Source organism: Sphaerisporangium sp. NPDC051017 (assembly GCF_040683095.1).
Taxonomy (GTDB): Bacteria; Actinomycetota; Actinomycetes; order Streptosporangiales; family Streptosporangiaceae; genus Sphaerisporangium.
The window spans coordinates 243,754-267,382 of the sequence record NZ_JBFBCI010000001.1 but is presented as its reverse complement, the minus strand read 5'-3'; the positions used below and the strand labels follow the sequence as shown (position 1 = coordinate 267,382).

20 protein-coding genes and 1 tRNA gene are annotated in these 23,629 nt (G+C 69.4%); 8 read left to right on the top strand and 13 right to left on the bottom strand.

Features of this window, described 5'->3' with window-relative positions:
- The 10 genes from AB0M95_RS01290 to dnaA form a co-directional block, all read right to left on the bottom strand.
- Entirely contained in the window at positions 1-357 is a 357-nt protein-coding gene (locus AB0M95_RS01290) for a hypothetical protein (RefSeq protein ID WP_363757958.1), read from the bottom strand.
- A gap of 82 nt (positions 358-439) precedes the next feature.
- Positions 440-516: transfer RNA gene (locus AB0M95_RS01285), tRNA-Ile, on the bottom strand.
- A gap of 198 nt (positions 517-714) precedes the next feature.
- On the bottom strand, positions 715-1,509 hold the full coding sequence (locus AB0M95_RS01280) for a DUF3566 domain-containing protein (protein WP_363757956.1): 795 nt from the start codon (positions 1,507-1,509) through the stop codon (positions 715-717).
- A gap of 203 nt (positions 1,510-1,712) precedes the next feature.
- Positions 1,713-4,259 carry a DNA gyrase subunit A gene (gyrA, locus tag AB0M95_RS01275; protein ID WP_363757954.1) on the bottom strand — a complete coding sequence of 849 codons (2,547 nt, stop codon included), beginning with the start codon at positions 4,257-4,259 and terminating at the stop codon, positions 1,713-1,715.
- Between the two features lie 50 nt (positions 4,260-4,309).
- Positions 4,310-6,253 carry a DNA topoisomerase (ATP-hydrolyzing) subunit B gene (gene gyrB, locus AB0M95_RS01270; RefSeq protein ID WP_363757952.1) on the bottom strand — a complete coding sequence of 648 codons (1,944 nt, stop codon included), beginning with the start codon at positions 6,251-6,253 and terminating at the stop codon, positions 4,310-4,312.
- A 346-nt stretch (positions 6,254-6,599) separates the two neighbouring features.
- On the bottom strand, positions 6,600-7,139 hold the full coding sequence (locus tag AB0M95_RS01265; RefSeq protein WP_363757950.1) for a DciA family protein: 540 nt from the start codon (positions 7,137-7,139) through the stop codon (positions 6,600-6,602).
- The gene (recF, locus tag AB0M95_RS01260) at positions 7,129-8,367 is read right to left on the bottom strand and encodes a DNA replication/repair protein RecF (protein ID WP_363757948.1); all 1,239 of its coding nucleotides are present in this window, start codon (positions 8,365-8,367) and stop codon (positions 7,129-7,131) included. The genes AB0M95_RS01265 and recF overlap by 11 nt, the downstream gene beginning before the upstream one ends.
- Before the next feature lie 210 nt (positions 8,368-8,577).
- On the bottom strand, positions 8,578-9,558 hold the full coding sequence (gene gnd / locus AB0M95_RS01255) for a phosphogluconate dehydrogenase (NAD(+)-dependent, decarboxylating) (protein WP_363757946.1): 981 nt from the start codon (positions 9,556-9,558) through the stop codon (positions 8,578-8,580).
- A gap of 102 nt (positions 9,559-9,660) precedes the next feature.
- Positions 9,661-10,794 (bottom strand): DNA polymerase III subunit beta, encoded by a 1,134-nt coding sequence (dnaN, locus tag AB0M95_RS01250; RefSeq protein ID WP_358520635.1) that lies wholly within the window; start codon positions 10,792-10,794, stop codon positions 9,661-9,663.
- A 603-nt stretch (positions 10,795-11,397) separates the two neighbouring features.
- Positions 11,398-13,455 carry a chromosomal replication initiator protein DnaA gene (gene dnaA / locus AB0M95_RS01245; RefSeq protein ID WP_363757944.1) on the bottom strand — a complete coding sequence of 686 codons (2,058 nt, stop codon included), beginning with the start codon at positions 13,453-13,455 and terminating at the stop codon, positions 11,398-11,400.
- A 538-nt stretch (positions 13,456-13,993) separates the two neighbouring features.
- On the opposite strand from dnaA, the gene rpmH reads away from it, so the two are divergent.
- The 8 genes from rpmH to AB0M95_RS01205 all read left to right on the top strand — a co-directional run bounded on the left by rpmH (position 13,994) and on the right by AB0M95_RS01205 (position 19,783).
- Positions 13,994-14,131: a 50S ribosomal protein L34 gene (gene rpmH, locus AB0M95_RS01240; RefSeq protein ID WP_012895733.1), complete on the top strand. Its 138-nt coding sequence runs from the start codon at positions 13,994-13,996 to the stop codon at positions 14,129-14,131.
- Positions 14,132-14,230: 99 nt separating this feature from the next.
- Entirely contained in the window at positions 14,231-14,623 is a 393-nt protein-coding gene (rnpA, locus tag AB0M95_RS01235) for a ribonuclease P protein component (protein ID WP_363757942.1), read from the top strand.
- A gap of 62 nt (positions 14,624-14,685) precedes the next feature.
- Positions 14,686-14,964, top strand: a complete 279-nt coding sequence (gene yidD, locus AB0M95_RS01230; RefSeq protein WP_358520632.1) for a membrane protein insertion efficiency factor YidD — start codon at positions 14,686-14,688, stop codon at positions 14,962-14,964.
- Positions 14,965-14,968: 4 nt separating this feature from the next.
- Positions 14,969-15,934: a membrane protein insertase YidC gene (gene yidC, locus AB0M95_RS01225; RefSeq protein ID WP_363757940.1), complete on the top strand. Its 966-nt coding sequence runs from the start codon at positions 14,969-14,971 to the stop codon at positions 15,932-15,934.
- A 24-nt stretch (positions 15,935-15,958) separates the two neighbouring features.
- On the top strand, positions 15,959-16,468 hold the full coding sequence (locus AB0M95_RS01220; protein WP_363757938.1) for a R3H domain-containing nucleic acid-binding protein: 510 nt from the start codon (positions 15,959-15,961) through the stop codon (positions 16,466-16,468).
- A gap of 404 nt (positions 16,469-16,872) precedes the next feature.
- Positions 16,873-17,562: a 16S rRNA (guanine(527)-N(7))-methyltransferase RsmG gene (rsmG, locus tag AB0M95_RS01215; RefSeq protein ID WP_363757936.1), complete on the top strand. Its 690-nt coding sequence runs from the start codon at positions 16,873-16,875 to the stop codon at positions 17,560-17,562.
- 251 nt (positions 17,563-17,813) lie between these two features.
- Positions 17,814-18,629 carry a ParA family protein gene (locus AB0M95_RS01210; RefSeq protein ID WP_363757934.1) on the top strand — a complete coding sequence of 272 codons (816 nt, stop codon included), beginning with the start codon at positions 17,814-17,816 and terminating at the stop codon, positions 18,627-18,629.
- A 146-nt stretch (positions 18,630-18,775) separates the two neighbouring features.
- Positions 18,776-19,783: a ParB/RepB/Spo0J family partition protein gene (locus AB0M95_RS01205; RefSeq protein WP_363757932.1), complete on the top strand. Its 1,008-nt coding sequence runs from the start codon at positions 18,776-18,778 to the stop codon at positions 19,781-19,783.
- A gap of 159 nt (positions 19,784-19,942) precedes the next feature.
- Here AB0M95_RS01205 and AB0M95_RS01200 read toward each other — a convergent pair whose 3' ends face one another.
- The 3 genes from AB0M95_RS01200 to AB0M95_RS01190 form a co-directional block, all read right to left on the bottom strand.
- Positions 19,943-20,980 carry an aminotransferase class I/II-fold pyridoxal phosphate-dependent enzyme gene (locus tag AB0M95_RS01200; protein ID WP_363757930.1) on the bottom strand — a complete coding sequence of 346 codons (1,038 nt, stop codon included), beginning with the start codon at positions 20,978-20,980 and terminating at the stop codon, positions 19,943-19,945.
- Positions 20,981-21,068: 88 nt separating this feature from the next.
- Positions 21,069-22,028 (bottom strand): D-alanine--D-alanine ligase, encoded by a 960-nt coding sequence (locus AB0M95_RS01195; RefSeq protein WP_358520290.1) that lies wholly within the window; start codon positions 22,026-22,028, stop codon positions 21,069-21,071.
- 78 nt (positions 22,029-22,106) lie between these two features.
- On the bottom strand, positions 22,107-23,339 hold the full coding sequence (locus tag AB0M95_RS01190; RefSeq protein ID WP_363758409.1) for a PLP-dependent aminotransferase family protein: 1,233 nt from the start codon (positions 23,337-23,339) through the stop codon (positions 22,107-22,109).
- Positions 23,340-23,629: the final 290 nt, after the last annotated feature.

Genomic DNA, 23,629 nt, shown 5'->3' with positions numbered 1-23,629 from the left:
TTACTGCCCGAAGGAGAATCGGAGCTGGGCGTTGATCAGGAAGTTGAGCCGATGACGCAGGTGGCCGAGCACGGCCTGTTCCGGGGCTTCTCCTGGCGTCGGCAACGTCCAGCGCAGCGAGCATCCGTTCTGGGCGGGCCGGATGTCGAACCGGATCTCGTCATCGGGCCTCTCCGGCCACAACGACGACCAGACCACGAGCTCCGGCTCCACCGCCCGGAGAATGCGAGGCTCGACCTCATCGGACCGCAACTCCAGCCACCACCGCCCACCAGGCCGCCACGGATCGGCCAAACTCTCCCACACGACGTGCGCAGGCGCCGCCTGCGCCCGCTCCCGCGCCCCCAACTCAACCACAAGACCACCCTAGAAGCCCGAGCTTCGAGCAGGCCACGCAACAGAACGCCCCGGACGGAGATCCGTGCCGGGGCATTGTGACTGGTGGGGCTACCAGGACTTGAACCTGGGACCTCTTCCTTATCAGGGAAGCGCTCTAACCGTCTGAGCTATAGCCCCGTTGTGCGGTGCAGAGAACACTATCGTCTTCGTCGGGCGGAGGCGAATCGTCTCTCTGACAGGGAAAAGCTTACCGTGCTCTGGGGCCGCGCGCGCCAACGGGACGGAGTCGTTACCGGGCGGGCGGCCGGGGCTTGGGGGGTGCCGTCGGGTGGTGATACCGGTGGGCGGCAGCCCCCTGGCCACGGGCGTTCAGGTCTACTCGGCCTCGCTGAAGGTCACCTCGACGCCGCCCACCAGGTCGGAGGCGACGTTGTAGATGACCGAGCCGAGGGTGGAGAGCGCGGTGATCAGGACGACGTTCACCGCGCCGAGCAGGGCGGTGTAGCCGAGGATGCGCACCGGCTCGAACCAGGACTTGATGTCGATGCCGCTGTTGTTCTTGCCGTCGGCGCCCGTGAGCTGGGTCACGACGTTCACGATCGAGTCGAAGACGCCGAGCGCGGACAGCACGCCGTACAGGACGGCGACGGCCACGAACAGGACCACGAAGCATACGAGCGAGACGACGAAGCTGAACTTCATCGCCGACCAGGGCTCCACCCTGCGCAGGACGAGGTGGGCCTTGCGGGGGGCCTTCAGCGGCGCGGGCTTGTCGCGCCGCTCCTGGCCGGCGATCGGCTCCGGGGTGGCCAGGGCCGAGACGTTCCCGGGGGCGGGCTTGGGCGCGCCGCCGGGGCCGGAGGGCCTGCCACCGGTGGACGGGCGGGCGCCAGGGCCCCCTGGGCCGCCGGGACCCGGGCGTGGGGGCGCGGAGGACGGCATGGAGGCCGAGGAGGGCGGCATAGGGGCGGACGGAGGCTTCTGGGAGGGCCTCGTCGGGCCGCCCCCCGCGCCATCGGAGGAGGAGGGCGACCACGAGTTTTCGGGCACGGCGGACGAGCGGATGCGCATGGTGGCGTCCCTGCCCTCGCCGTTCTCACCCGGGCCCGCGTTGCCTCCGGGCTTCTGGCCGCCGCCGGCAGAGGCAGCGGCGTCGTCATCACTGGTCACGACGACAACTGTGTCATCCGGCGGGTTGGTCGACGCGCGGACTTTACCCGGGGCGTCCGGGCTGTTCACGCTTTCTGTTACCTGGTTACGGGTCGACGAGTTCACCGAAGAGGCCGGCCTGGGGCTCTTGGTGGTCGTCGTGCTTCGCTTGCGGTTCGGCGAACCCGGAGGTTTGCCGGAGCCACCCGAGTTGGATTGTTGGCTCATTCGGTGTCATCTCCCCCGTTGTCCGCGGAATCGCTGTTTCCTGCGTTATCGGCGTTGTCCCCGTTTTCGTCGGCGTCCAGCGATTCCGCGTTGCGGGCGAGGGCGACCACACTGTCCCCCTCCGACAAGTTCATCAGGCGCACTCCCATGGTCTGGCGGCCGGACTGCTTGATCTCGCCCGCGCTCGTACGGATCACCCCGCCTGCGGAGGTGATCGCGAACACCTCGTCTTCGGGACTCACCATGACTGCTCCGACCAGCTTGCCACGGGCACTGACAATCTTCGCAGTCAGTACACCCTGCCCGCCTCTGCCTTGTACGGGATATTGATCCGCGGGTGTCCGCTTCGCATACCCGCCTTCGGTCGCGATAAGCACGTCGTCGCCGTCGCTGACGACGTTCATCGCCAGCAATTCGTCGCCGTCCAGGAATCGCATGCCGATGACGCCGCTCGTGGCGCGGCCCATGGGACGCAGCGCCTCGTCGGAGGCGGTGAAACGGATGGACTTGGCGTCCCGGGAGACGAGCAGCAGGTCATCCTCCTCGGAGACGAGCCGCGCGGCGATCACCTCGTCGTCCTCGCGGAGGTTGATGGCGATCAGGCCGCCGGACCTCGGGGAGTCGTACTCCGACAGCCGGGTCTTCTTCACCAGGCCGCTGCTGGTCGCCAGCACCAGGTAGGGCGAGACCTCGTAGTCGCGCAGATCGAGAACTTCCATGACATGTTCGTCGGGCTGCATCGCCAGAAGGTTCGCGAGGTGCTGGCCGCGCGCGTCACGGCCGGCGTCGGGCAGCTCGTATGCCTTGATGCGGTAGACGCGGCCCTTGTTGGTGAAGAAGAGCAGCCAGTGGTGGGTGGTCGTGACGAAGAAGTGCTCGACGATGTCGTCCTGCCGGAGCTGCGCGCCGCGCACGCCCTTGCCGCCGCGCTTCTGCGCGCGGTACAGGTCGGTCTTGGTGCGCTTGGCGTAGCCGCCACGGGTGATCGTGACGACCATGTCCTCTTCGGCGATCAGGTCCTCGATGGACATGTCGCCGTCGTAGGCGATGATCTCGGTCTTGCGCTCGTCACCGTACCGGGAGACGACCTCGCCGAGCTCGTCGGCGACGATCTGCCGCTGCCGGGGCTCCGACGCCAGGATCGCCTGGTAGTCGGCGATCTGCGTCATCAGCGACTCGTACTCGTCGATGATCTGCTGGCGCTCCAGGGCGGCCAGCTTGCGCAGCTGCATGTCGAGGATGGCCTGCGCCTGGATCTCGTCGATCTCCAGCAGCTCGATCAGCCCGCCGACCGCCTGCGCCGCCGAGGGCGACCGGCGGATCAGCGCGATGACCTCGTCCATGCGGTCCATCGCCTTGAGCAGACCGCTCAGGATGTGGGCGCGCTCCTGGGCCTTGCGCAGCAGGTAGCGGGTGCGCCGGACGACGACCTCGATCTGGTGGGTGACGTAGTGCTTGACGAACTGGTCCAGGCGGAGCGTCCGCGGCACGCCGTCGACCAGCGCCAGCATGTTGGCGCCGAACGTCGTCTGCAGCTGGGTGTGCTTGTACAGGTTGTTCAGGACGACCTTGGCGACGGCGTCGCGCTTGAGCACGATCACCAGGCGCTGGCCGGTGCGCGAGGAGGTCTCGTCGCGGACGTCGGCGATGCCGGAGATCTTGCCGTCCTTGACGAGCTCGGCGATGGTGAGCGCGAGGTTGTCGGGGTTGACCTGGTAGGGGAGCGCGGTGACGACCAGGCACTGGCGGCCCTTGGCGTCCTCCTCGACCTCGACGATGGCGCGCATCGTGACCGAGCCCCGCCCGGTGCGGTACGCGTCGTCGATGCCGCGGCGGCCGACGATCAGCGCGCCGGTGGGGAAGTCGGGCCCCTTGACGCGGGCGATCAGTGCTTCGAGCAGCTCCTCGTCGGTGGCCTCCGGGTGCTCCAGGCACCAGCGGACGCCCTCGGCCACCTCGCGCAGGTTGTGCGGCGGGATGTTGGTCGCCATGCCGACCGCGATGCCGGCCGCGCCGTTGACCAGGAGGTTCGGGAACCGCGACGGCAGGACGACGGGCTCCTGGGACCGCCCGTCGTAGTTGGGCTGGAAGTCGACGGTCTCCTTGTCGATGTCACGGAGCATCTCCATGGCGATCGGCGCGAGCCGGCACTCGGTGTACCGCATGGCGGCGGCCGGGTCGTTGCCGGGGGAGCCGAAGTTGCCCTGGCCGTCGACCAGCGTGTAGCGCAGCGCCCAGGGCTGCGCGAGCCGCACGACGGTGTCGTAGATCGACGCGTCACCGTGCGGGTGGTAGGAGCCCATCACGTCGCCGACGACGCGGGAGCACTTGAAATATCCGCGGTCGGGCCGGTAGCCGCCGTCGTACATGGCGTAGAGGACACGCCGGTGCACGGGCTTGAGGCCGTCACGGACATCGGGGAGCGCCCGGGACACGATGACCGACATCGCGTAGTCCATGTAGCTGCGCTGCATCTCGGACTGGATGTCCACAGGCTCGATGCGGTCAGCGGGGGTCCCCGGCGGGACGTTGACTTCAGTCACGGGTGATGTGTCCTTTTACGAGATGAGCGAGATGGTCCGTAAGGCTGCCGCTACACGTCCAGGAATCGGACATCCCGTGCGTTTCTAATGATGAACGACCTGCGCGCCTCGACGTCCTCCCCCATCAGAACGGTGAACATCTCGTCCGCCTGGGCGGCGTCGTCGAGGGTGACCTGAAGAAGAACCCGGGTGGCCGGGTTCATCGTGGTGTCCCACAGCTGGGCGGCGTTCATCTCGCCCAGCCCCTTGAAGCGCTGAACGCCGTCGTGCAGGCGCGGGTCACGGCGCCCCTGCTCGATGCCGGCGTTGATGATCGAGTCGCGCTCGCGGTCGGAGTAGGCGTAGCTGGCGTCCTCGCCCTTGCGGTCCCACTTGATCTTGTAGAGCGGGGGCTGGGAGAGGTAGACGTGCCCCGCCTCGATCAGCGGCCGCATGAAGCGGAACAGCAGCGTCAGCAGCAGGGTGGTGATGTGCTGACCGTCGACGTCGGCGTCCGCCATCAGGATGAGCTTGTGGTAGCGGAGCTTCTCGATGTCGAACTCGGCGTGCACCCCCGTGCCGAGCGCGGTGATCAGGGCCTGGACCTCGTTGTTCTTGAGGACCCTGTCGATGCGGGCCTTCTCGACGTTGAGGATCTTGCCGCGGATCGGGAGGATCGCCTGGAACTTCGGGTCACGGCCGCCCTTGGCCGAACCGCCCGCCGAGTCGCCCTCGACGATGTACAGCTCGCACTTCTCGGGCTCGGTCCACTGGCAGTCGGCCAGCTTGCCCGGCAGCCCCGACCCGGCCTCCAGCAGCGACTTGCGCCGGGTGAGGTCGCGGGCCTGGCGCGCGGCGATGCGGGCGCGGGAGGCCTGCAGGGACTTGTTCAGGATCTCCTTGGCCTCGCCCGGGTTGCGCTCGAACCAGTCGCGCAGGGAGTCGTTGCAGGCCTTCTGGACGAACGACTTGGCCTCGGTGTTGCCGAGCTTGGTCTTGGTCTGGCCCTCGAACTGCGGGTCCGCCAGCTTCACCGAGATGATCGCGGTGAGACCCTCGCGGATGTCCTCACCGGTGAGATTGTCGTCCTTGCCCTCTTTGAGGATCTTCTGCTCGCGCGCGTAGCGGTTGACGATGCTGGTCAGCGCCGCGCGAAAACCCTCCTCGTGAGTGCCGCCCTCGGCGGTGTTGATCGTGTTGGCGAAGGTGTAGACCGACTCGGTGTACGAGGCGTTCCACTGCATGGCGATCTCGACGGAGATGCCGTCGCCCTCGGCCTCGAAGTCGATGACCGAGCCGTGGACGGGCTCCTTCTTCGAGTTGATGTGCTGGACGAAGTCGGAGATGCCGCCCTCGTAGTGGTAGGTCACGATGTGCGGTTCGCCGTTGACGTGGTCGGCCCGCTCGTCGCGCAGGATGATCGTCAGGCCCTTGTTGAGGAAGGCCATTTCCTGGAACCGGCGGGACAGGGTCTCGAAGTTCCAGGAAGTCGTCTCGAAGATGCCGCCGTCGGCCCAGAAGATGGTCGACGTGCCGGTCTCGTCGGTGGGCTCGCCGCGCTCCAGGGGAGCGTTGGGGACGCCCCGGGTGTAGGACTGCCGCCAGTGGTAGCCGTCCCTCCTGACCTCGACCTCCAGGCGCGTGGAGAGGGCGTTGACGACCGCCGCGCCCACGCCGTGCAGACCGCCGGAGACGGCGTACGACTTGCTGTCGAACTTGCCGCCCGCGTGGAGCACCGTGAGCACGACCTCGACGGCCGGGCGTTGCTCGCCGGGGACGATGCCGACCGGAATGCCGCGGCCGTTGTCGACGACGCGGACGCCGTTGTCGGCGAGGAGAGTGACCTCGATGTGGTTCGCGTACCCGGCGAGAGCCTCGTCGACCGAGTTGTCCACGATCTCCTGGACCAGGTGGTGCAGGCCCCGTTCTCCGGTCGACCCGATGTACATGCCGGGGCGCTTTCGAACCGCCTCAAGACCTTCGAGAACGGTGATAGAGCTAGCGTCGTAGGACAAGTGCCAAATCCTCCTGCCGTCGGACACGCGACAGAAGAGGCCATCATGGGCTGCCCCTGCCGTGCCCGTCACCGTCGTGAGTGCCTCGATGCGACCACCCGGGGGTACCGGCGCGTGGCCGGGGGTGACTCGCATGCGGACGTGTCCGGAATCCGGTTTCATTCTACCGGTCAGAAGCGCATCAGGTGGCATTGACGGCCGCTGTGGTGGCCTGTCGGGCGTTGAATACCCTCTTCGGCATCCCCCCACCGGGGACGGGGGTCACCACCGCCAACGGGATTCTGATCGGTTTCCGGGGGGCGAGCACCCCGCCGCACGGGGTCCGGCGGCGCGGGTGAGGGGGCGCTCAGCCGTACGTGTCGCCCGGACCTCTGCTTCCGGTAACGCGCAGCCCACCGGCCGGTCTTGGCCCGTTCTGCGGACCGCGTACCTTCACCCTTCGAACGGTACCGTCGCCGAGTTCCTCGTTCAGCCGCCTGACCAGCGTGGACGCCAGCATGCGCACCTGGGTGGCCCAGGCCGTCGAATCGGCCACGACCACGAGCTCGCCGTCGACCAAGGTCTCGGGCTTGGTGTGGAGGGCGTTCTCGGGGCCGACGATCTCGTGCCAGCGCCCGAAAACTCCCCCGACCGCAGCCGACTGCTCCCACCCCCGGTCGGCCAGAAGATCGCGGATCGCGCGGCCGAAGAGCTGGGGATCGCCGGAGTCGCGCCGGACCGCCGAACGGCGCCTGGGCTCGCGCCGGGGGAGCCGGCCGCGCTTGGCGGCGTCCGCCTTGGCCTGGGCGAGTTTCTCGCGCGCCAGGGCGGCCCCGCGCGCGGCGAGGCCCTCCGGGGACTGCACCCCCGTCACCGCCGACGTCTCGGCGCCGAAGTCATTTGACACGGGTGACGCTCCCTTCCGCGACGTCGAACCGGGCACCCGCGAGCTGCGCGGGGACGTCCTCGGGCACCGCGGCGGTGATCAGCACCTGCTCGGCGGGGCTCACGATGTCGGCCAGGCTGCGGCGCCTGCGGCTGTCCAGCTCGGCGAAGACATCGTCGAGGATCAGGACCGGGTCGCCGCCCTCGGCCCTCAGCAGGTCGTAGGCGGCGAGCCTGAGCGCCAGCGCGAACGACCACGACTCGCCGTGGCTGGCGTAACCGCGCGCGGGAAGCTCACCGAGGCTGAGGAAGAGGTCGTCGCGGTGGGGGCCGACGAGCGTCACGCCGCGTTCGAGCTCGGCCGGCCGCGCCTCCAGCAGGGCCGCACGCAGGGCTTCCTCCAGGGCCGCGCGGTCGGCCACAGGGGCCGCCGGGCCTGTGGACGGCGGGCCTGCGCCGGTATCCCCCGGTTCGCCCACCCCTGTGGAAACCGTGGACAACGTGCCGCGGTACTCGATGCCGGCGGGCGCGGAGGCCGGGGCGAGCAGCGCGTACGCCCGCGCGACGTACGGCCGAAGCGCCTCCACCAGCTCCAGCCGCGCGGCGAGCAACTCGGCGCCGTGCCGGGCGAGGTGGACGTCCCAGACCTCCAGCGTGGACAGGGCGTCTCCGGCGCCGGCGGCCGAGAACCCGGCCTCGGCCTCCTGGCGGCGCGGGCTCTGCCGCCTGCCCGGCCGCGCCTGCATCGCGCTGCGCAGCAGGGCGCTCCGCTGCTTGAGCACGCGGTCGTAGTCTGCGCGGACGCCCGCGAAGCGCGGCGCGCGGGACACCAGCAGATCGTCCATGAACCGGCGCCGGTCGGACGGGTCGCCCTTCACCAGCGAGAGATCCTCGGGCGCGAAGAGCACCACGCGCAGCAGGCCGAGGACGTCGCGCGGCCGCGGCACCGGCGAGCGGTTGAGCCGGGCGCGGTTGGCACGGCCCGGGTTGATCTCCAGCTCGACCATGGCGCGGCGGTCGTCGCGGACCACCACGGAACGAATGATCGCCCGCGCGGCTCCCTGGCGGACCAGCGGGGCATCGGTCGCCACCCGGAAGCTTCCCAGCGTCGCGACGTAGCCGAGCGCCTCGACCAGGTTGGTCTTGCCCTGGCCGTTGGGGCCCACGAACGCCGTCACCCCGGGCTCCAGCTCCAGCTCCACGGAGGAGTAGGACCGGAAGTCGGTCAGCGACAGGTGGGCGACATGCACCTCACGAAGGTTAGTGGGCCCCTACGACAACATGGGTACAACTTGTCCCGGCGGCCTCCGCGCGCCCGGTCATGGGCCGCCGTGCCGTAGGCGCCTCCAGGGGCCTGTGGTGCGCAGGAGGGCCCTGAGCCGGCGCGCACCCAAACACTTGGACGATGCGCGCGCGGGAGCCCTGGGGCCCTTGGAGGGCCTCAGAAGGGGCGGCCCGGCTCAGCGCTGCGCTTCCACCGGCGGGACGACGTCGGCGCCCGGCGCGTCGGCCCCCTTCGCGTGCTGGCCCTCGGCTGAGGACACGGCGTGGCCGCCGAACTGGTTGCGCAGGGCCGCGACCATCTTCATCGCGGGAGAGTCGGTCTGGCGGGACGAGAACCGGGCGTAGAGCGCCGCGGTGATCGCGGGCAGCGGCACGGCGTGGTCGACCGCGGCCTGGACCGTCCAGCGGCCCTCGCCGGAGTCCTCGGCGTAGCCCTTCAGCTCCGCCAGGTCCTTGTCCTCCTCCAGGGCGCGGACCAGCAGGTCGAGCAGCCAGGAGCGGATCACCGTGCCCGTGCGCCAGCTCCTGAAGGTGCCGGGCACGTCGGTCACGGTGTCCGTGGCCTCCAGGAGCTCCCAGCCCTCCGCGAACGCCTGCATCACGCCGTACTCGATGCCGTTGTGGACCATCTTGGCGAAGTGGCCGGCGCCGACCTTGCCGGCGTGAACGAAACCGTCCTCACCCTCGGGCTTGAGCGCCTCGAAGATCGGCACCAGCTTGTTCACGACCTCGGTCTCGCCGCCGACCATCAGGGCGTAACCGTTGCGCAGGCCCCAGACGCCACCGCTCACGCCGACGTCCACGAACGAGACGCTCTTGGCCCCGAGGTGCTCGGCGTGCCTCTGGTCGTCCAGGTAGTGGGAGTTGCCGCCGTCGATGACGACATCGCCAGGGGAGAGAAGCTCGCCGAGCTCCTCGATCGTCGCCCTGGTCGGGTCGCCGGACGGGACCATCACCCAGACCACCCGAGGGGCGCTCAGGCGCTCGACGAGCTCGCGGAGGCTGCCGACGTCGCTGGCCTTGGGGTCACGGTCGTACCCCACCACGTCATGACCGGCACGGCGCAGCCGCTCGGCCATGTTGCCGCCCATCTTGCCAAGCCCGATCATGCCGATCTGCATGCCTGTCACCCCTCGATGAAGAAATTCACCATCCACGACGCACCGCTCGCGCCGTACCCCGCCCCGCCCTGTCCAATCAGGGCCCTGTCCAATTGGAGTCGGATCAGACGGGTCGGATCAAACGGGCCGACCGGGATCCTAGCTGGACAGCCGGATCGGCATGATGAGGTACCGGTAGTCGGGCGTGATGCCGTCGTCCACAGGCTTTCCGGTCAGGATCGCGGGCTTCGTGGACGTCGTGAACTGCAGCCGCGCGACATCGGAGTCGATCGCGCCGAGGCCCTCGAGCAGGAACTGGTGGTTGAAGGCGATGTTGATCTCGTCGCCGTCGAAGTCGACCGGCAGCACCTCGACCGCCTGCGCCTCGTCGCCGCTGCCGGCCTCAAGGACGACCTCGCCGCCGTGGAAGGCCAGCCGCACCGGCGTGTTGCGCTCGGCGACCAGCGCGACGCGCTTGACGGCCTCGACGAACGCGGAGGTCGCGAGGTCGGCGTGCGCGGAGAACTCGGTCGGCAGCAGTGAGCGGTACTTGGGGAACTCGGGGTCGAGCAGCCGGGTGGTGGTGCGACGGCCCGCGCTGGAGAACCCGATCATGCCCTCGCCGGTGCCGCCGGTGGAGCTGAGCGCGATCTCGACCTCGGCGCCGGTGGTCAGGGACTTGGCGGTGTCGGCGAGCGTGCGGCCCGGGATCATCGCGATGGCCGAGAAGTCCGGCTGGTCCGGCTGCCACTTGAGCTCGCGGACGGCGAGGCGGTAGCGGTCGGTCGCGGCGAGGGTGACGGTGTCGCCCTCGATCTCCATGCGCACGCCGGTGAGCATCGGCAGCGTGTCGTCCTTGCCCGCCGCCACGGCGACCTGGGAGACGGCGGAGGAGAAGATGTCGCTGCCCACCCGGCCGGCCGCCGGGGGCATCGCGGGCAGCGAGGGATAGTCCTCGGCGGGCATCGTCAACAGGGTGAACCGGGCGCTTCCACAGGTGACCACTGCTTTCGCGCCTTCCACCACGAAGTCCACAGGCTGTGCGGGAAGGGCTCGGGTGATCTCGGCGAGAAGGCGGCCGGAGACGAGAACCAGCCCCGGGTCTCCGGTCTGCAGCTCCAGGGTGACCTCGGCGGACACCTCGTAGTCGAATCCCGAGAGCTTGAGCTGCTGCTGGTCGGTGACCTCCAGCCGCATGCCGGCGAGCACCGGCACCGACGGCCTCGCGGGCAGGCTGCGCGCGGTCCACGCCACCGCCTCTGCCAGCACGTCTCGTTCGACCCGGAACATCACGTGGATCCGCCTCCTGTTGATGAGCTGTGTATCGGTGTGTCGGTCGCTGGGCATCGCGGTCTTCGTCCCGGCTCAGGCGCTCCGCGCCCTTGGTGCAAGTCTTCACCCTCGGGCACGGGCGCACCTCCGGAACCCTTCTATGGGTCTTGAGTTCTTAGTAGAGAGAGATACAGGTCATCTAAGTAGGGGCCGTGGATACTGTGGAAGTCTACTGTCTTCCCAGCTCAGAGGCCTTTTGTTATCCACCGGGCCTGGGGATGACCGGTGGGTATCCGAGCCCGCCCTGGGGATGACGGAAGGTTACGCACAGGCCGTCCCCAGATTCGGGGTCCTTCATCCACTGGTCATCCACGAGGTTTCCACCGGTTATCCACGGGGTAGGACGGACATTTCGGAGGGGGCTCCGACGCTTCCCACAGGCCGCCCACAAGTCGTCCACAAGTAGTCCCCAGGTCTTCCCCAGGATGTCCCCAGAGTTGTCCCCAGGGTCGGTAACCAGGTTTCCCGGCCGGTCGCTTGCTTGTTCGCGTCCCGTGCGCCGATTTCGAGGCATTCATCGGCAGTGTGCCCTGATCCACAGAGTTATCCACAGGCTGTGGATCATCAGGCGCTACGGGAGTTCTGTTTGATGCGGTTCGTCAGCTCGGTGACCTGGTTGTACATCGACCGGCGCTCCGCCATCAGCGACCTGATCTTGCGTTCCGCGTGCATGACGGTGGTGTGGTCGCGTCCGCCGAACTGCTGGCCGATCTTGGGAAGCGAGAGGTCGGTGAGCTCGCGGGCGAGGTACATGGCGATCTGCCGGGCCGTGACCAGCACGCGCGAGCGCGAGCTGCCGCACAGGTCATCGATGGACAGCCCGAAGTAGGCCGCCGTCTGCGCCATGATCGTCGCGATCGTTATCTCGGTGCTGGAGTCCTCGGTGATGAGGTCCTTGAGCACGACCTCGGCGAGCTGGAGGTCGACCGACTGGCGGTTGAGGCTCGCGAACGCCGTGACCCGTATGAGCGCGCCCTCCAGCTCACGGATGTTCGTCGAGATCTTGCTCGCGATGTATTCGAGCACGTCACCGGGCGCGGCGAGCCCCTCCTGGATCGCCTTCTTGCGCAGGATCGCGATGCGCGTCTCGAGCTCGGGCGGCTGCACGTCGGTGATCAGCCCCCACTCGAACCGGTTGCGAAGCCGGTCCTCCAGGGTGACCAGCTGCTTGGGCGCCCGGTCGCTGGAGATGACGATCTGCTTGTTGGCGTTGTGGAGGGTGTTGAAGGTGTGGAAGAACTCCTCCTGGGTCTGTTCCTTTCCCTCCAGGAACTGGATGTCGTCCACGAGCAGGATGTCCACGGCCCGGTACCGGGCGCGGAACCCGTCCGCCTTGTGGTCGCGGATCGAGTTGATGAAGTCGTTGGTGAACTCCTCCGAGCTCACGTACCTCACCCGCGCGCCGTCGTACAGCCGCTGCGCGTAATGCCCGATCGCGTGTAGAAGGTGGGTTTTCCCCAGCCCCGAATCGCCGTAGATGAACAGCGGGTTGTACGCCTTGGCCGGCGCCTCGGCCACGGCGACGGCGGCCGCGTGCGCGAACCGGTTGGACGCGCCGATGACGAACGTTTCGAATGTGTACTTAGGGTTCAGCCGGGCGGGCTCGCTGGGCTTGCCGCCCCTGCCGTCCCAGCGGTTCTGCACAGGCGGCCGGTCGAAGTTGTCCGGATCCTGGCGCGGACGCGGCGGTTGTGCCTCCGGCCTGCCCGGATACGACGGTTGTGTGGCGTATCCCCCGGTGGGAGAGGAGTACGGCTGCCCTGCCTCGCCTCGCGCGTACGGCTGCGGCGGCTCGACCCGGGGAAAGGGCTGTGAGGAGTCGCCCCGAGGCTCCGCCGGGTACGGCTCGGCGGCCTCGCCACGGGGAAACGGCTGGTCAGACCGGGGAAAACGCTGCTGGGCTTCGCCGCGCGGAAAGCCCTCGCCACGGGGGAAGGGCTGCGGGGAATCGCCGTGGGGATAACGCTGCGCGGCGTCGTCACGCGGGAAGGGCTGCTCGGACGCGGCGGCGTCCTGCTGCGGGGCAAGGGGCTGGTCGAGCCCGCCCTTGCCCTGCCGGTCGAAGCCGTCCTGCCGCTGGTAACCCTCCTGTGGATAACTCTGGGACGGGCCGGCGGGCGCGTCGCCGTAGGAGCCCTCGGGGTTGTCCCCATAGCCGTAGGAGAACTGCTGGCCCTGTGGGCGAGCCTGTGGATAGTCGGTGGATATCCCTTGATCGCGATACGGCGGATGGCCCATGGACCCCTGCCCACCAGGCTGTCCGTATCCCTGCTGCGGTTGTCCACCCTGGGGATAACCCTCGCCGCGCGGAGCGGGATTCTGGGGATAACCCGTCCCCGAGGAGGGAGGCGCGTCGCCGGAGCCCGCGAGCGGGTCCACCAGGACGGCCACCCGCATCGGCCGGCCGAACTCCTGGGAGAGCGCCTGGGCGATCATCGGGCGGAGCTTCGTCTCCAGGACGTCCTTGGCGAAATCATTGGGCGCCGCGAGGATGAGCGTGTCGTTGGCCAGCCCGAACGGCCGGGTCAGGTTCAGCCACGCGCGCTGCTGGGACGAGACCCGTCCCTCCGAGAAGCTCTCCAGCGCTCGGGCCCACAACGAGCCGAGGTCGACGCCATCCATTGGTCGGCCCCTCCTCCCTCAACGCGGCCCCCGTAAGCTCGCCGCGGTTCGTTATCCACATGGACGCCCATCGGAGCAGGCTCCGTCGGTGCCGGGCCTCGCGGCTGTCCCCACAGCGTTGTCCGCAGGCTCCTTTCGGTGGTCCACATCGGGTCCACACTCTTTCCACAACCCTCGGAGGCGCCTCCAGGCACTTTGACTAGCGGGAGGGAAGGTTCCGGAGGGCCGACAGTAGCGCTGTGCACACCCCTGTTCAAGACGTTGTCCACAGCCTAGTGGCAGGTTGGGGAAGACACGATGCACATGCTGTGGATGACGGGGCGCCGGTGGATAAAGGGGCTGTGGAATAGTGGATAACCTGCGGCGGACTCGCGGGGACACCCGTCCGGTTTGACCTTTGCCCCGCCTGCCCCGTAACGTACGACGGTCGGCTTGTCGCGCGACGGCACTTCGGCGTGCCCGCGCATCCGGCAAGCTTTGCCCTGTGTTTCACTCACTCCGCACCGCGTGCGGGTGAACTCAAGCCTGGAGCCCACTCGTGAGCAAGCGTACTTTCCAGCCGAACAACCGTCGCCGCGCGAAGACCCACGGCTTCCGGCTGCGCATGCGCACGCGGGCCGGTCGCGCGATCCTCGCCGCCCGTCGTCGCAAGGGCCGCGTGGAGCTCTCCGCCTGACGGCGCGGAGCGTCCGGTGCGTGTTCTTTCGCCCGTCGGGACTGACCGGCGGGCGATAGCCGTACCCGGGCCCGTGCAGGTCTGAAAGCAGGTCCGCTCGTGCTGCCGTCCGCTTCCCGCATGCGGCGGGGTGAAGAGTTCGCGAACGCGATCCGTGGAGGGAGACGCGCCGGACGCCCCACCCTGGTCGCCCACCTGAGCACCCAGGGCGATCCACAGGCCCCGCCCCTGGTGGGCTTCGTGGTTTCCAAGGCCGTCGGCGGCGCGGTCGTGCGGAACCGCGTCAAACGTCGGCTGCGCCACCTGATGCGGCACCGCCTGCACTGTCTCCCTAGAGGTAGCCTGCTTGTTGTACGCGCCAATCCACAGGCGGCGTCCGCGCGAAGCGAGCACCTCGCCGCCGAGCTCGACGTCGCGCTGGATCGACTGATCGGGCGGCGGTCGCCTGGACGGCGGCCTCATCGTCCGGCCGCGACGGATGGACGATCATGACAAGCCCTGACACGGGGGCCGGTGAGCGGGTCGCGACGCCGGCACCGCCGCCGGGCGCCGGCGTGAGCCAACCGCCCCCGCCGGTATCCCTGGCCGCTCGGGTCCTCATCGGCCCGATCCGGTTCTATCGAGCCTTCATAAGCCCCCTCCTCGGGCCGCGATGCCGCTTCGAACCATCCTGCAGTGCCTATGGCCTCGAAGCGATCGCCGTCCATGGCGCCGCGCGGGGGCTGTGGCTGACCGTCAGGCGAATCGGGCGTTGCCACCCCTTCCACCCGGGAGGTTACGACCCGGTGCCTCCGCGCCCGGTCCGGTCCCACGACGAAACGCAAGGGAGCTAGCTCGGTGGAGCTGACATTCCTGGAGCCGCTGTATACGGCGGTCGCTACGGTGATCGCCTGGATTCACGGGGCCTACAGCGTCATCATCCCCCCCGACAACGGGCTGAACTGGGCCCTCACCATCATCACGCTCACCGTGCTGATGCGACTGCTGATCTTCCCGCTCTTCCTCAAGCAGATGCGCTCCTCCAAGAAGATGCAGGAGCTCGCCCCCAAGGTCCAAGAGCTGCGCAAGAAGTACAAGAACGACAAGCAGCGCATGAACCAGGAGGTCATGAAGGTCTACCAGGAGGCGGGCGCCAATCCTCTCGGCGGCTGTCTCCCGATCGTGGCCCAGTTCCCGATCTTCATCTCCGTCTTCACGGTCCTGCGCGCCATCGCCGAGGACAAGGCCGCCCACGGCATGTCCCAGGCGATGGTCGACAGCGCCCGTGCCGCGCACATCTTCGGCGCGCCGGTGCCGTCGACGTTCTTCACCAGCGCCCATGACATCGAGGCGTTCGGGGCCGACCCGATCATGACCAAGGTCGTGCTCGGCATCTTCGTGGCGATCAGCTCCGCCACGACCTTCCTGACGGTCCGGCAGAGCGTCACCCGATCCATGGCGCAGATGCCGGACAACCCGATGGCGCAGCAGCAGAAGATCCTGATGTACATCTCGCCGCTGTTCGCGGTGTTCAGCCTGAACTTCGCGCTCGGGCTTATCCTTTACTGGGTCACCACCAACCTGTGGACGCTCGGTCAGCAACACTGGTTCTACAGGCGCCACCCGATGCCGATCGTCGACGCCAAGGGCAACGTGGTGCAGCCTGAGCCCAAGCCGGGGCTGCTGAGCAAGATCCTGCCGAGCAGGGCCGCCAAGGTCCAGGACGCGCCTCAGGACGCGCCTTCCGAGCCCGAGCAGAAGATCATCCGTCAGCAGCCCACCAGGCAGCCGCGCAGCAAGCGCACAGGTAGCAAGAAGTCGTAGCCGGTTGTCTAAAGGAGTCCGGACGTGACAGAAGTCAACGAGGATCAGGCCCCGCAGGCCGTCAAGGCCGCCCCCGACGTCGCCGCCCTGGAGCAGGAGGGCGAGATCGCGGCCGACTACCTCGAAGGGCTGCTGGACATCGCCGACCTCGACGGCGACATCGACATGGACGTCGAGGGCGACCGCGCCCTGGTCTCCATCGTCGACATCAAGGGCAGTGACCTCATCGGGGACAACGGCGAGGTCCTGGAGGCGCTCCAGGAGCTGACCCGCCTGGCCGTGCACCGGCGCACGGGCGAGCGCTCTCGGCTCATGCTCGACGTCGGCGGTTACCGCCAGGGCCGTCGCGTGGAGCTCAGCAAGCTGGGCGCCAAGGCCGCCGAGGACGTCAAGCGGTCCGGCGAGGCGAAGTCGCTCCAGCCGATGACGCCGTTCGAGCGCAAGGTCGTGCACGACGCGGTCGCCGCCGCGGGGCTGCGCAGCGAGTCGGAGGGTGAGGAGCCCGAGCGCTACGTCGTCGTCCTTCCCGCCTGAGCGACCTGAGTGTGAACGACCCGCGCCGGGCAGGGCGGGGCGGGTCGTAGGTGGACGTACGCAGGCCGCCGATCCTGAGGGGATCGGCGGCCTGTCGGCTTTTCCGGGCTCCTTCCTGTCGCGGAGGAGCCGGGCAACCCGATGCGTCCCCTCCGTTGTAACCCACCGGCCCTGCGCGCCTGGCGACGGCTCTCACCGGCTTTCGCGATCTTTGCCCTGCTCATGACCCGCCGATGACCGGGCCTGCTCCCCCGCGCCGCCGGACGTCCGGACGTCCTCGCCCGCTCCGCGCGCCGGTTCGCCGCGGTCAGGTCCTCGTCACCTCCGTCGCGTCGGACCGACGAGCAGTGCTGGGACGGCTACCCTTACGCGGAGATGTTGTGACCGTTCTAGTTGAGTGAGTGATGGCGGAAAGCGACGAGCTGCCCGACGCGCCCGCTGTGGCGCGCGAGGTTTTCACCGGCGAGGCGTGGCCCCGGGCCCAGGATTTCGCGGAGATGCTGGCCGGGCCCGGCGTCGTCCGAGGGCTGCTCGGGCCGCGGGAGATCCCCCGCATCTGGGACCGGCACCTGCTGAACTGCGCCGTGGTGGCCGAGGTCGTGCCGGAGGCCGCGCACCTCGTCGACATCGGCTCGGGCGCGGGCCTTCCCGGGGTGGTGCTGGCGATCGTCCGGCCTGACGTCCAGGTCACTCTGCTGGAACCCCTGCTGCGCAGGACCACGTTCCTCGAAGAGTGCGTGCAGGGTCTGAAGCTGGACAACGTGGAGGTGCTGCGGGGGCGTGCCGAGGAGCTCGCCGGCAGGCGCGCCTTCGATGTCGCCTCCGCCCGCGCCGTCGCGCCGCTCGACCGCCTGCTCTCGTGGTCCATGCCCCTGCTTCGCGAGGGCGGACAGCTCCTGGCGATGAAGGGGGAGCGTGCCGCCGAGGAATTGGAGGCCGCAAGGCAACAATTGCAGGCATATGGGGTGCAGACCGCAGAACTTGTCACGGTCGGGCGCGGTAAGGTCGATCCGCCCGCGACTCTTGTCCGGGTGGTCGCCGGACGCTCGCCAGCTCGACGCGCGCAGGCTACGCGGCGTCGACGGAAGAGGTGACGGTCATGCCGGATACGGCAGGCGGCCTTGGCTGGCCGGGTAGTCATGTCTCCGCCACAAGCGGGAGGCCGTCCGGCCTTGGCTGGCCGGCAACCCCACCCGCCGTGCCGGTTGAAAGGACGACGGCCGTGACACAGTCCCCCCTTAACCCCGGCGATTCGCCGCTGGTCCGAGAGGCGCTCAGCTCAGTGGTTTCACGTGAAACAGCTCCGTCAGCTCCCGTGGCCGCTTCGATCGGCTACTCCTCAGGCATGTCGGAAGGCGACTGGCCCCGCCCTCCGCGACGACGCATCATCACCATCGCCAACCAGAAGGGCGGCGTCGGCAAGACCACGACGGCGGTCAACCTCGCCGCGGGGCTGTCGATGCACGGCCAGCGGGTCCTGGTCGTCGACCTCGACCCCCAGGGCAACGCCTCGACGGCGCTCTCGGTCGAGCACCGCGGGAACATCCCGTCCGTGTACCAGGTCCTGGTCGAAGATCTCCCGCTCAAGGAGATCGTCAGCCCGGTGCCCGACATGCCCAACCTCTTCTGCGCTCCGGCGACGATCGGCCTGGCCGGTGCCGAGATCGAGCTCGTCTCCCTTGTCGCGCGCGAGGCCCGGCTGAAGCGGGCGCTCGAGGCATACGACGTCAACGAGCTCGACTACATCCTCATCGACTGCCCGCCCTCGCTCGGCCTGCTCACCGTCAACGCCATGGTCGCGGCGGAGGAGGTCTTGATCCCGATTCAGTGCGAGTACTACGCGCTGGAAGGGGTCAGCCAGCTCCTCCAGAACGTCGAGCTCGTGCGGGTGCACCTGAACCAGGCCCTTCGCGTCTCCACGATCCTGCTCACCATGTACGACGGCCGTACACGGCTGGCGTCCCAGGTGGCCGAGGAGGTGCGCTCGCACTTCGGCGACACCGTGCTCAACACGGTCATCCCCCGCAGCGTCCGGGTGTCCGAGGCGCCCAGCTATGGGCAGTCCGTGCTGACCTACGACGCGGGCTCCAGCGGGGCCATGGCCTACATGGACGCGGCGCGCGAGCTCGCCTTCCGGGGGGCCACGGTGGCGGGGAACTGATCGGGTCCGGCGGCCGATGCCCTCCGCGTGGAGGAGCACGCGCCAGGCCCGACCGGTACGTGAGGATCAAGTCGAGGACGCGGCGGCAGAGGCGGCGATGACGGCGGCCGTCTCCGCGTGAACGGGCCGTCGGGCAAGGAGGAGTCGTGGGGCAGCAAAGGCGTGGATTGGGGAAGGGACTCGGAGCCCTGATCCCCACCGGGCCGATCGTCGAGGCGCCGCCGAGCGCGGGCACGAGTACGGGCACGGGCGCCGACGTGAGCGCGAGCGCCGGGGTGGGCGCGGTCCCGGAGACCACCCCGGTGGACGGCGGACTCAAGCCCGTCGCGGGCGCGTATTTCATGGAGATCCCCGTCGAGGCGATCACCGCGAACCCGAGGCAGCCCCGGGAGATCTTCGACGACGACGCCCTCGCCGAGCTCGCCGAGTCCATCCGCGAGGTCGGCCTCCTCCAGCCGATCGTCGTGCGGTCCCTGGGCGAAGATCGCTACGAGCTGGTCATGGGGGAGCGGCGCTGGCGGGCCTCCAAGCTCCTCGGCCTCACGGAGGTCCCGGCCATCGTCCGGAACACCCAGGACGACGCGATGCTCCGGGACGCGCTCATCGAGAACCTCCAGCGGGAGCAGCTCAACTCACTGGAAGAGGCCGCGGCCTACCGTCAGCTCCTGGACGACTTCGGCGCCACCCACGAGCAGCTCGCCCAGCGCATCGGCCGTTCGCGCTCGCACATCACCAACACGCTGCGGCTGCTCAATCTGCCGGGCAACGTCCAGCTGCGTGTGGCGGCCGGTACGATCAGCGCCGGCCACGCCCGGGCACTGCTCGCGCTCAGCGACTCGGCGGCGCAGGAGCACCTCGCCGCCCGTATCGTCGCCGAGGGGCTGTCCGTCCGCACCGTCGAGGAGATCGTCTCGATGGGGGAGGCGACCGCGGCCCCGGCACCCCGGGCCCGCCGCGCCAAGGAGGCCGCCGACCCCACGCTGGCGCACCTCGCGACCCGGCTCTCCGACCACTTCGAGACCCGGGTGAAGGTCGACCTCGGCCGGCACAAGGGCCGCATCGTCGTCGAGTTCGCCACCATGGACGATCTCGAACGCATCATCAGCGCCATGGCTCCCGGAGCCGCGGGCTCCGTGCACGGCCTGGACGACTGAACGCTCCTCGTGTAGCGGGGAAGCCCGGCCGGGCGATCCCCGCACCGTTTCACGTGAAACACAGCGCTTATGGCCGCGCCTTCGGCACGGCGGTTCGGGCCTATGGCCTCGCTTTCGGCTCGGCGGGTTCGGGATGCTCTTGAGGTGCCTCGAACGGGGTCAGTCCTTGAGGGCCTGGCGGATCGCCATTGCGAACGTGTCGACGTCCTCGGGTGTGGTGTCGAACGCGGTCATCCAGCGGGCGGTGCCGTCCGTGACGTGGAAGCGGAAGCGGGCCTGCAGCACGGCGGTCGCCTCCGCCGGGATGGACGCGAAGACGGCGTTGGACTGGACCGGCCAGCGGATCGTCAGCCCTGGAAGATCCTCGACGGCGTCCGCGAGCCTGCGGGCCATGGCGTTCGCGTGGACGGCGTTCCGGCGCCAGAGCTCGTCGGTGAGCAGAGCCGAGATCTGCGCCGAGACGAACCGCATCTTGGACGCGAGCTGGAGCGTCTGCCGGCGCAGGATCGGCCCGCCCTCCGCCAGCCCGGGACGCAGTACGATCACCGCCTCCCCGACCATCGCCCCGTTCTTGCTCGCGCCGAAGCTCACCACGTCCACTCCGGCGTCGGTGGTCAGCGCGCGCAGCGAGCACCCGAGGAAGGCGGCGGCGTTGGCCAGCCGGGCGCCGTCCACGTGGAGCAGCATGCCGTGGGCGTGCGCCGTCTCCGCCAGCGCGGCGACCTCCTCCGTTGTGTAGCACGTCCCGAGCTCGGTCACCTGGGAGATGGAGACGACCTTCGGCTGCGCCAGATTGAAGTCCGCCGGGTCGGCGGCCCGGGCGGTCACGTCTCCGGGGGTCAGCTTCCCGTCGGGCGTCGGGACGGTGATCAGCTTGACGCCGAGGACGCGCTCGCTCGCGCCGGCCTCGTGCGTGGCGATGTGCGCGGTCTCCGGGCAGATGACCGCCTCGTAGCGCCGCCCCAGCATGAGGCTGAGGCTCACCATGTTGGCGCCGGTGCCGTTGAGGACGACCAGGCTCGTGGCCGCGTCGCCGAACTCGGCGCGAATCTGACCATCGAGGGCGTCCGTCCACGGGTCGCCGCCGTAGGAGGGCGCGTCCCCGTCGTTGGCGGCGCCCGCCGCGGCGATCACGGACGGGTGCGCCCCCGCGTGATTGTCACTGGCGAAGCTCTTGGCGTAAAAGGTCTCGATCACGCCGCCAGGCTACGCCGCCGCCCTGATCTCGATACGGGCCGGATGGCCGGTCGCGGCGCCGCGCGATGGCACGGCGCCGCGGCGACGCCTACTCGGCCGAGGCGCGGCGGACGGCGGCGCGCAGCAGGGACGCGCAGATCGCGGACAGGTCCTCACCGGCGGCTTCCACCGCCATGGGGAGGAGGGAGGTCTCGGTCATGCCGGGCGCCACGTTGACCTCCAGGAAGTGCGGGAGGCCCTGGGCGTCGACGATGATGTCGGTCCGCGACAGGTCGCGGAGGCCGAGCGCGGTGTGCGCGGTGATGGCCATCTGGGCGCACGCGTCGGCCACCTCGGGGCGCAGCCGTGCCGGGGCGAAGAACTCGGTGTGCCCGGCGGTGTAGCGGGCGGAGTAGTCGTACACGCCCTCGTTGGCGACGATCTCGACGGGCGGCAGCGCCACCGGCCCCTCGCCGACGTCCACGACGGACACCGCAACCTCCACGCCCTCGATGTACCGCTCGACGAGCGCGGTGTCGCCGTACGCGAAGCAGCCGACCATGGAGGCGGGCAGCTCGTCGGCCTTACGGACGATGGACGCGCCGAGCGCGGAGCCGCCGCGTGACGGCTTGACGAACAGCGGCAGCCCGAGCCGGTCGATGATGCGGGCCAGCACGGCGGCCGCGCCGAGGTCGTGGAAGGTCTCCTTGGGGAGAACGACGGCCTCGGGGGTGCGCACGCCGACCGAGCGTACGACGGTCTTGGCGGTCGGCTTGTCGTAGGCGATGCGGCACGCGTCCGGCGCCGCCCCGACGTACGGCACCGAGAGCAGCTCCAGAACCGAGCGGATCGCGCCGTCCTCCCCGCTTCCGCCGTGCAGCGTCACGAAAACGACATCCGGCGGGTCGGCGAGGACGGCGGGCACCAGGCTCGCGTCGGTGTCACGCGTCTCGACGTCGATCCCGGTGGCACGGAGCACCTCGCTCACCCGGCGGCCCGAGCGGAGGGAGACCTCCCGCTCGTACGACAACCCGCCCGCCAGCACGAGCACATGGCCGAGATCGCTCATCGAGGACCTTTCTTACTTCGATGGATAGAGGGAGGCGCCCCCGCCCGGCCGGGACGGGGGCACCACCAGGTGATGTATTCAGGCTAGGTCGGGTCCGGGGGTGTCGACCCCGGAGTGGGTCGGCGCCGAGCCCGTGCCGAACGTGTCGCGGATCAGCAGTTCCTGCTGGATCACGCCCGCCAGGCGCCGAACCCCCTCGCGGATGCGGTCGGGTTCGGGGTAGCAGTACGACAGGCGCATGTTGCGGGCGCCCGAGCGGTCGGCGTAGAAGCCGGTGCCCGGGACGAAGGCCACCCGCTCGGCGACGGCGCGCGGCAGGATCGCTTTGGAGTCCAGGCCCTCGGGCAGCGTCATCCACACGAAGAAGCCGCCCGCGGGCCGCGTCCAGACACAGCCGGGCGGCATGAGCGCCTCCAGCGCGGCGAGCATGGTGTCACGGCGCTCGCGGTAGAGCTCGCGGAACGACTTGATCTGCTCGCGCCACGGCTGGGTGGCGAGATACTGCCCGACGGCGAGTTGGGCGAAGCTCGAATGGGAGAGCACGGCCGACTCCATCGCGAGCACCAGCTTGTCGCGGACGGCGTGCGGCGCGAGTGCCCAGCCGACGCGGAAACCCGGGGCCAGGGTCTTGGAGAACGACCCCAGATAGACCACGCCGTCCGGGTCGTCCGCCCTTAACGCCCGCATGGGGTCGCCGTCGAAGCCGAGCAGCCCGTAAGGGTTGTCCTCCACGACCAGGAGGCCGGCGCGGCGGCAGATCTCCATCACCTGGCGGCGGCGTTCGGCGCTGAGCGTGACGCCCGCGGGGTTCTGGAAGTTGGGGATGGTGTAGAGGAACTTGACGCGGCGGCCCTGGCGCGCCACCGACGCGATCGTCTCGGCGAGGGCCTCGGGGACGAGCCCATGGTCGTCCATGGCGACGTGCACGACGGACGCCTCGTAGGCCGCGAACGTGCCGAGCGCGCCGACGTAGGACGGCCCCTCGGCGAGCACGACGTCGCCGGGGTCGATGAAGATGCGGGTGACCAGGTCGAGGGCCTGCTGCGACCCGACGGTGACGACGACGTCGTCGGCGTTCGCCTCGATGCCCTCCAGGCGCATGACCTCGCAGATCTGCTCGCGCAGGGCGGGGTCGCCCTGGCCGGAGCCGTACTGGAGCGCCACCGTGCCGCGCCGGGCGACCAGGTCGGCGACGAGCTCGCCCACGCTGTCGAGGGGGAGGGCCGTGACGTACGGCATGCCGCCGGCCAGCGAGACCACCTCGGGCCTCGACGCGACGGCGAAAAGAGCTCGGACCTCGGAGGCCACCATCCCGGCCGCGCGTGCTGCGTACCGGTCGATGTAGGCGTCGATGCGCGACCCGTGGGCCGCCGTGCTCCGACCGTGATCCTGCTCTTGCGTCACGGTCCACCTCCTCGTCGTAGCCGACTAGGTCCTTGCGAAGACACCAGGGTACGGCAGTGAACGGCCAGGCCCTGGGTAATTACTTCACTTAGAGCGCCTTTCGCGGGCAAAGCGAACAATTTGCGCGCTGCATTGGGGGTCCCGGGCGAGGAACCCCGTGCGGGTCGAGGGCCAGGACCGCCGTACGCCGCTTTCAC

Excerpts from the sequence above, each read along its gene's own strand:
- AB0M95_RS01190 (WP_363758409.1), bottom strand. The coding sequence starts at position 23,339 with ATGGTGGCCTCCGAGGTCCGAGCTCTTTTCGCCGTCGCGTCGAGGCCC.
- AB0M95_RS01210 (WP_363757934.1), top strand. The coding sequence starts at position 17,814 with ATGTCGGAAGGCGACTGGCCCCGCCCTCCGCGACGACGCATCATCACC.
- dnaA (WP_363757944.1), bottom strand. The coding sequence starts at position 13,455 with ATGGATGGCGTCGACCTCGGCTCGTTGTGGGCCCGAGCGCTGGAGAGC.
- AB0M95_RS01195 (WP_358520290.1), bottom strand. The coding sequence starts at position 22,028 with ATGAGCGATCTCGGCCATGTGCTCGTGCTGGCGGGCGGGTTGTCGTAC.
- rsmG (WP_363757936.1), top strand. The coding sequence starts at position 16,873 with ATGGCGGAAAGCGACGAGCTGCCCGACGCGCCCGCTGTGGCGCGCGAG.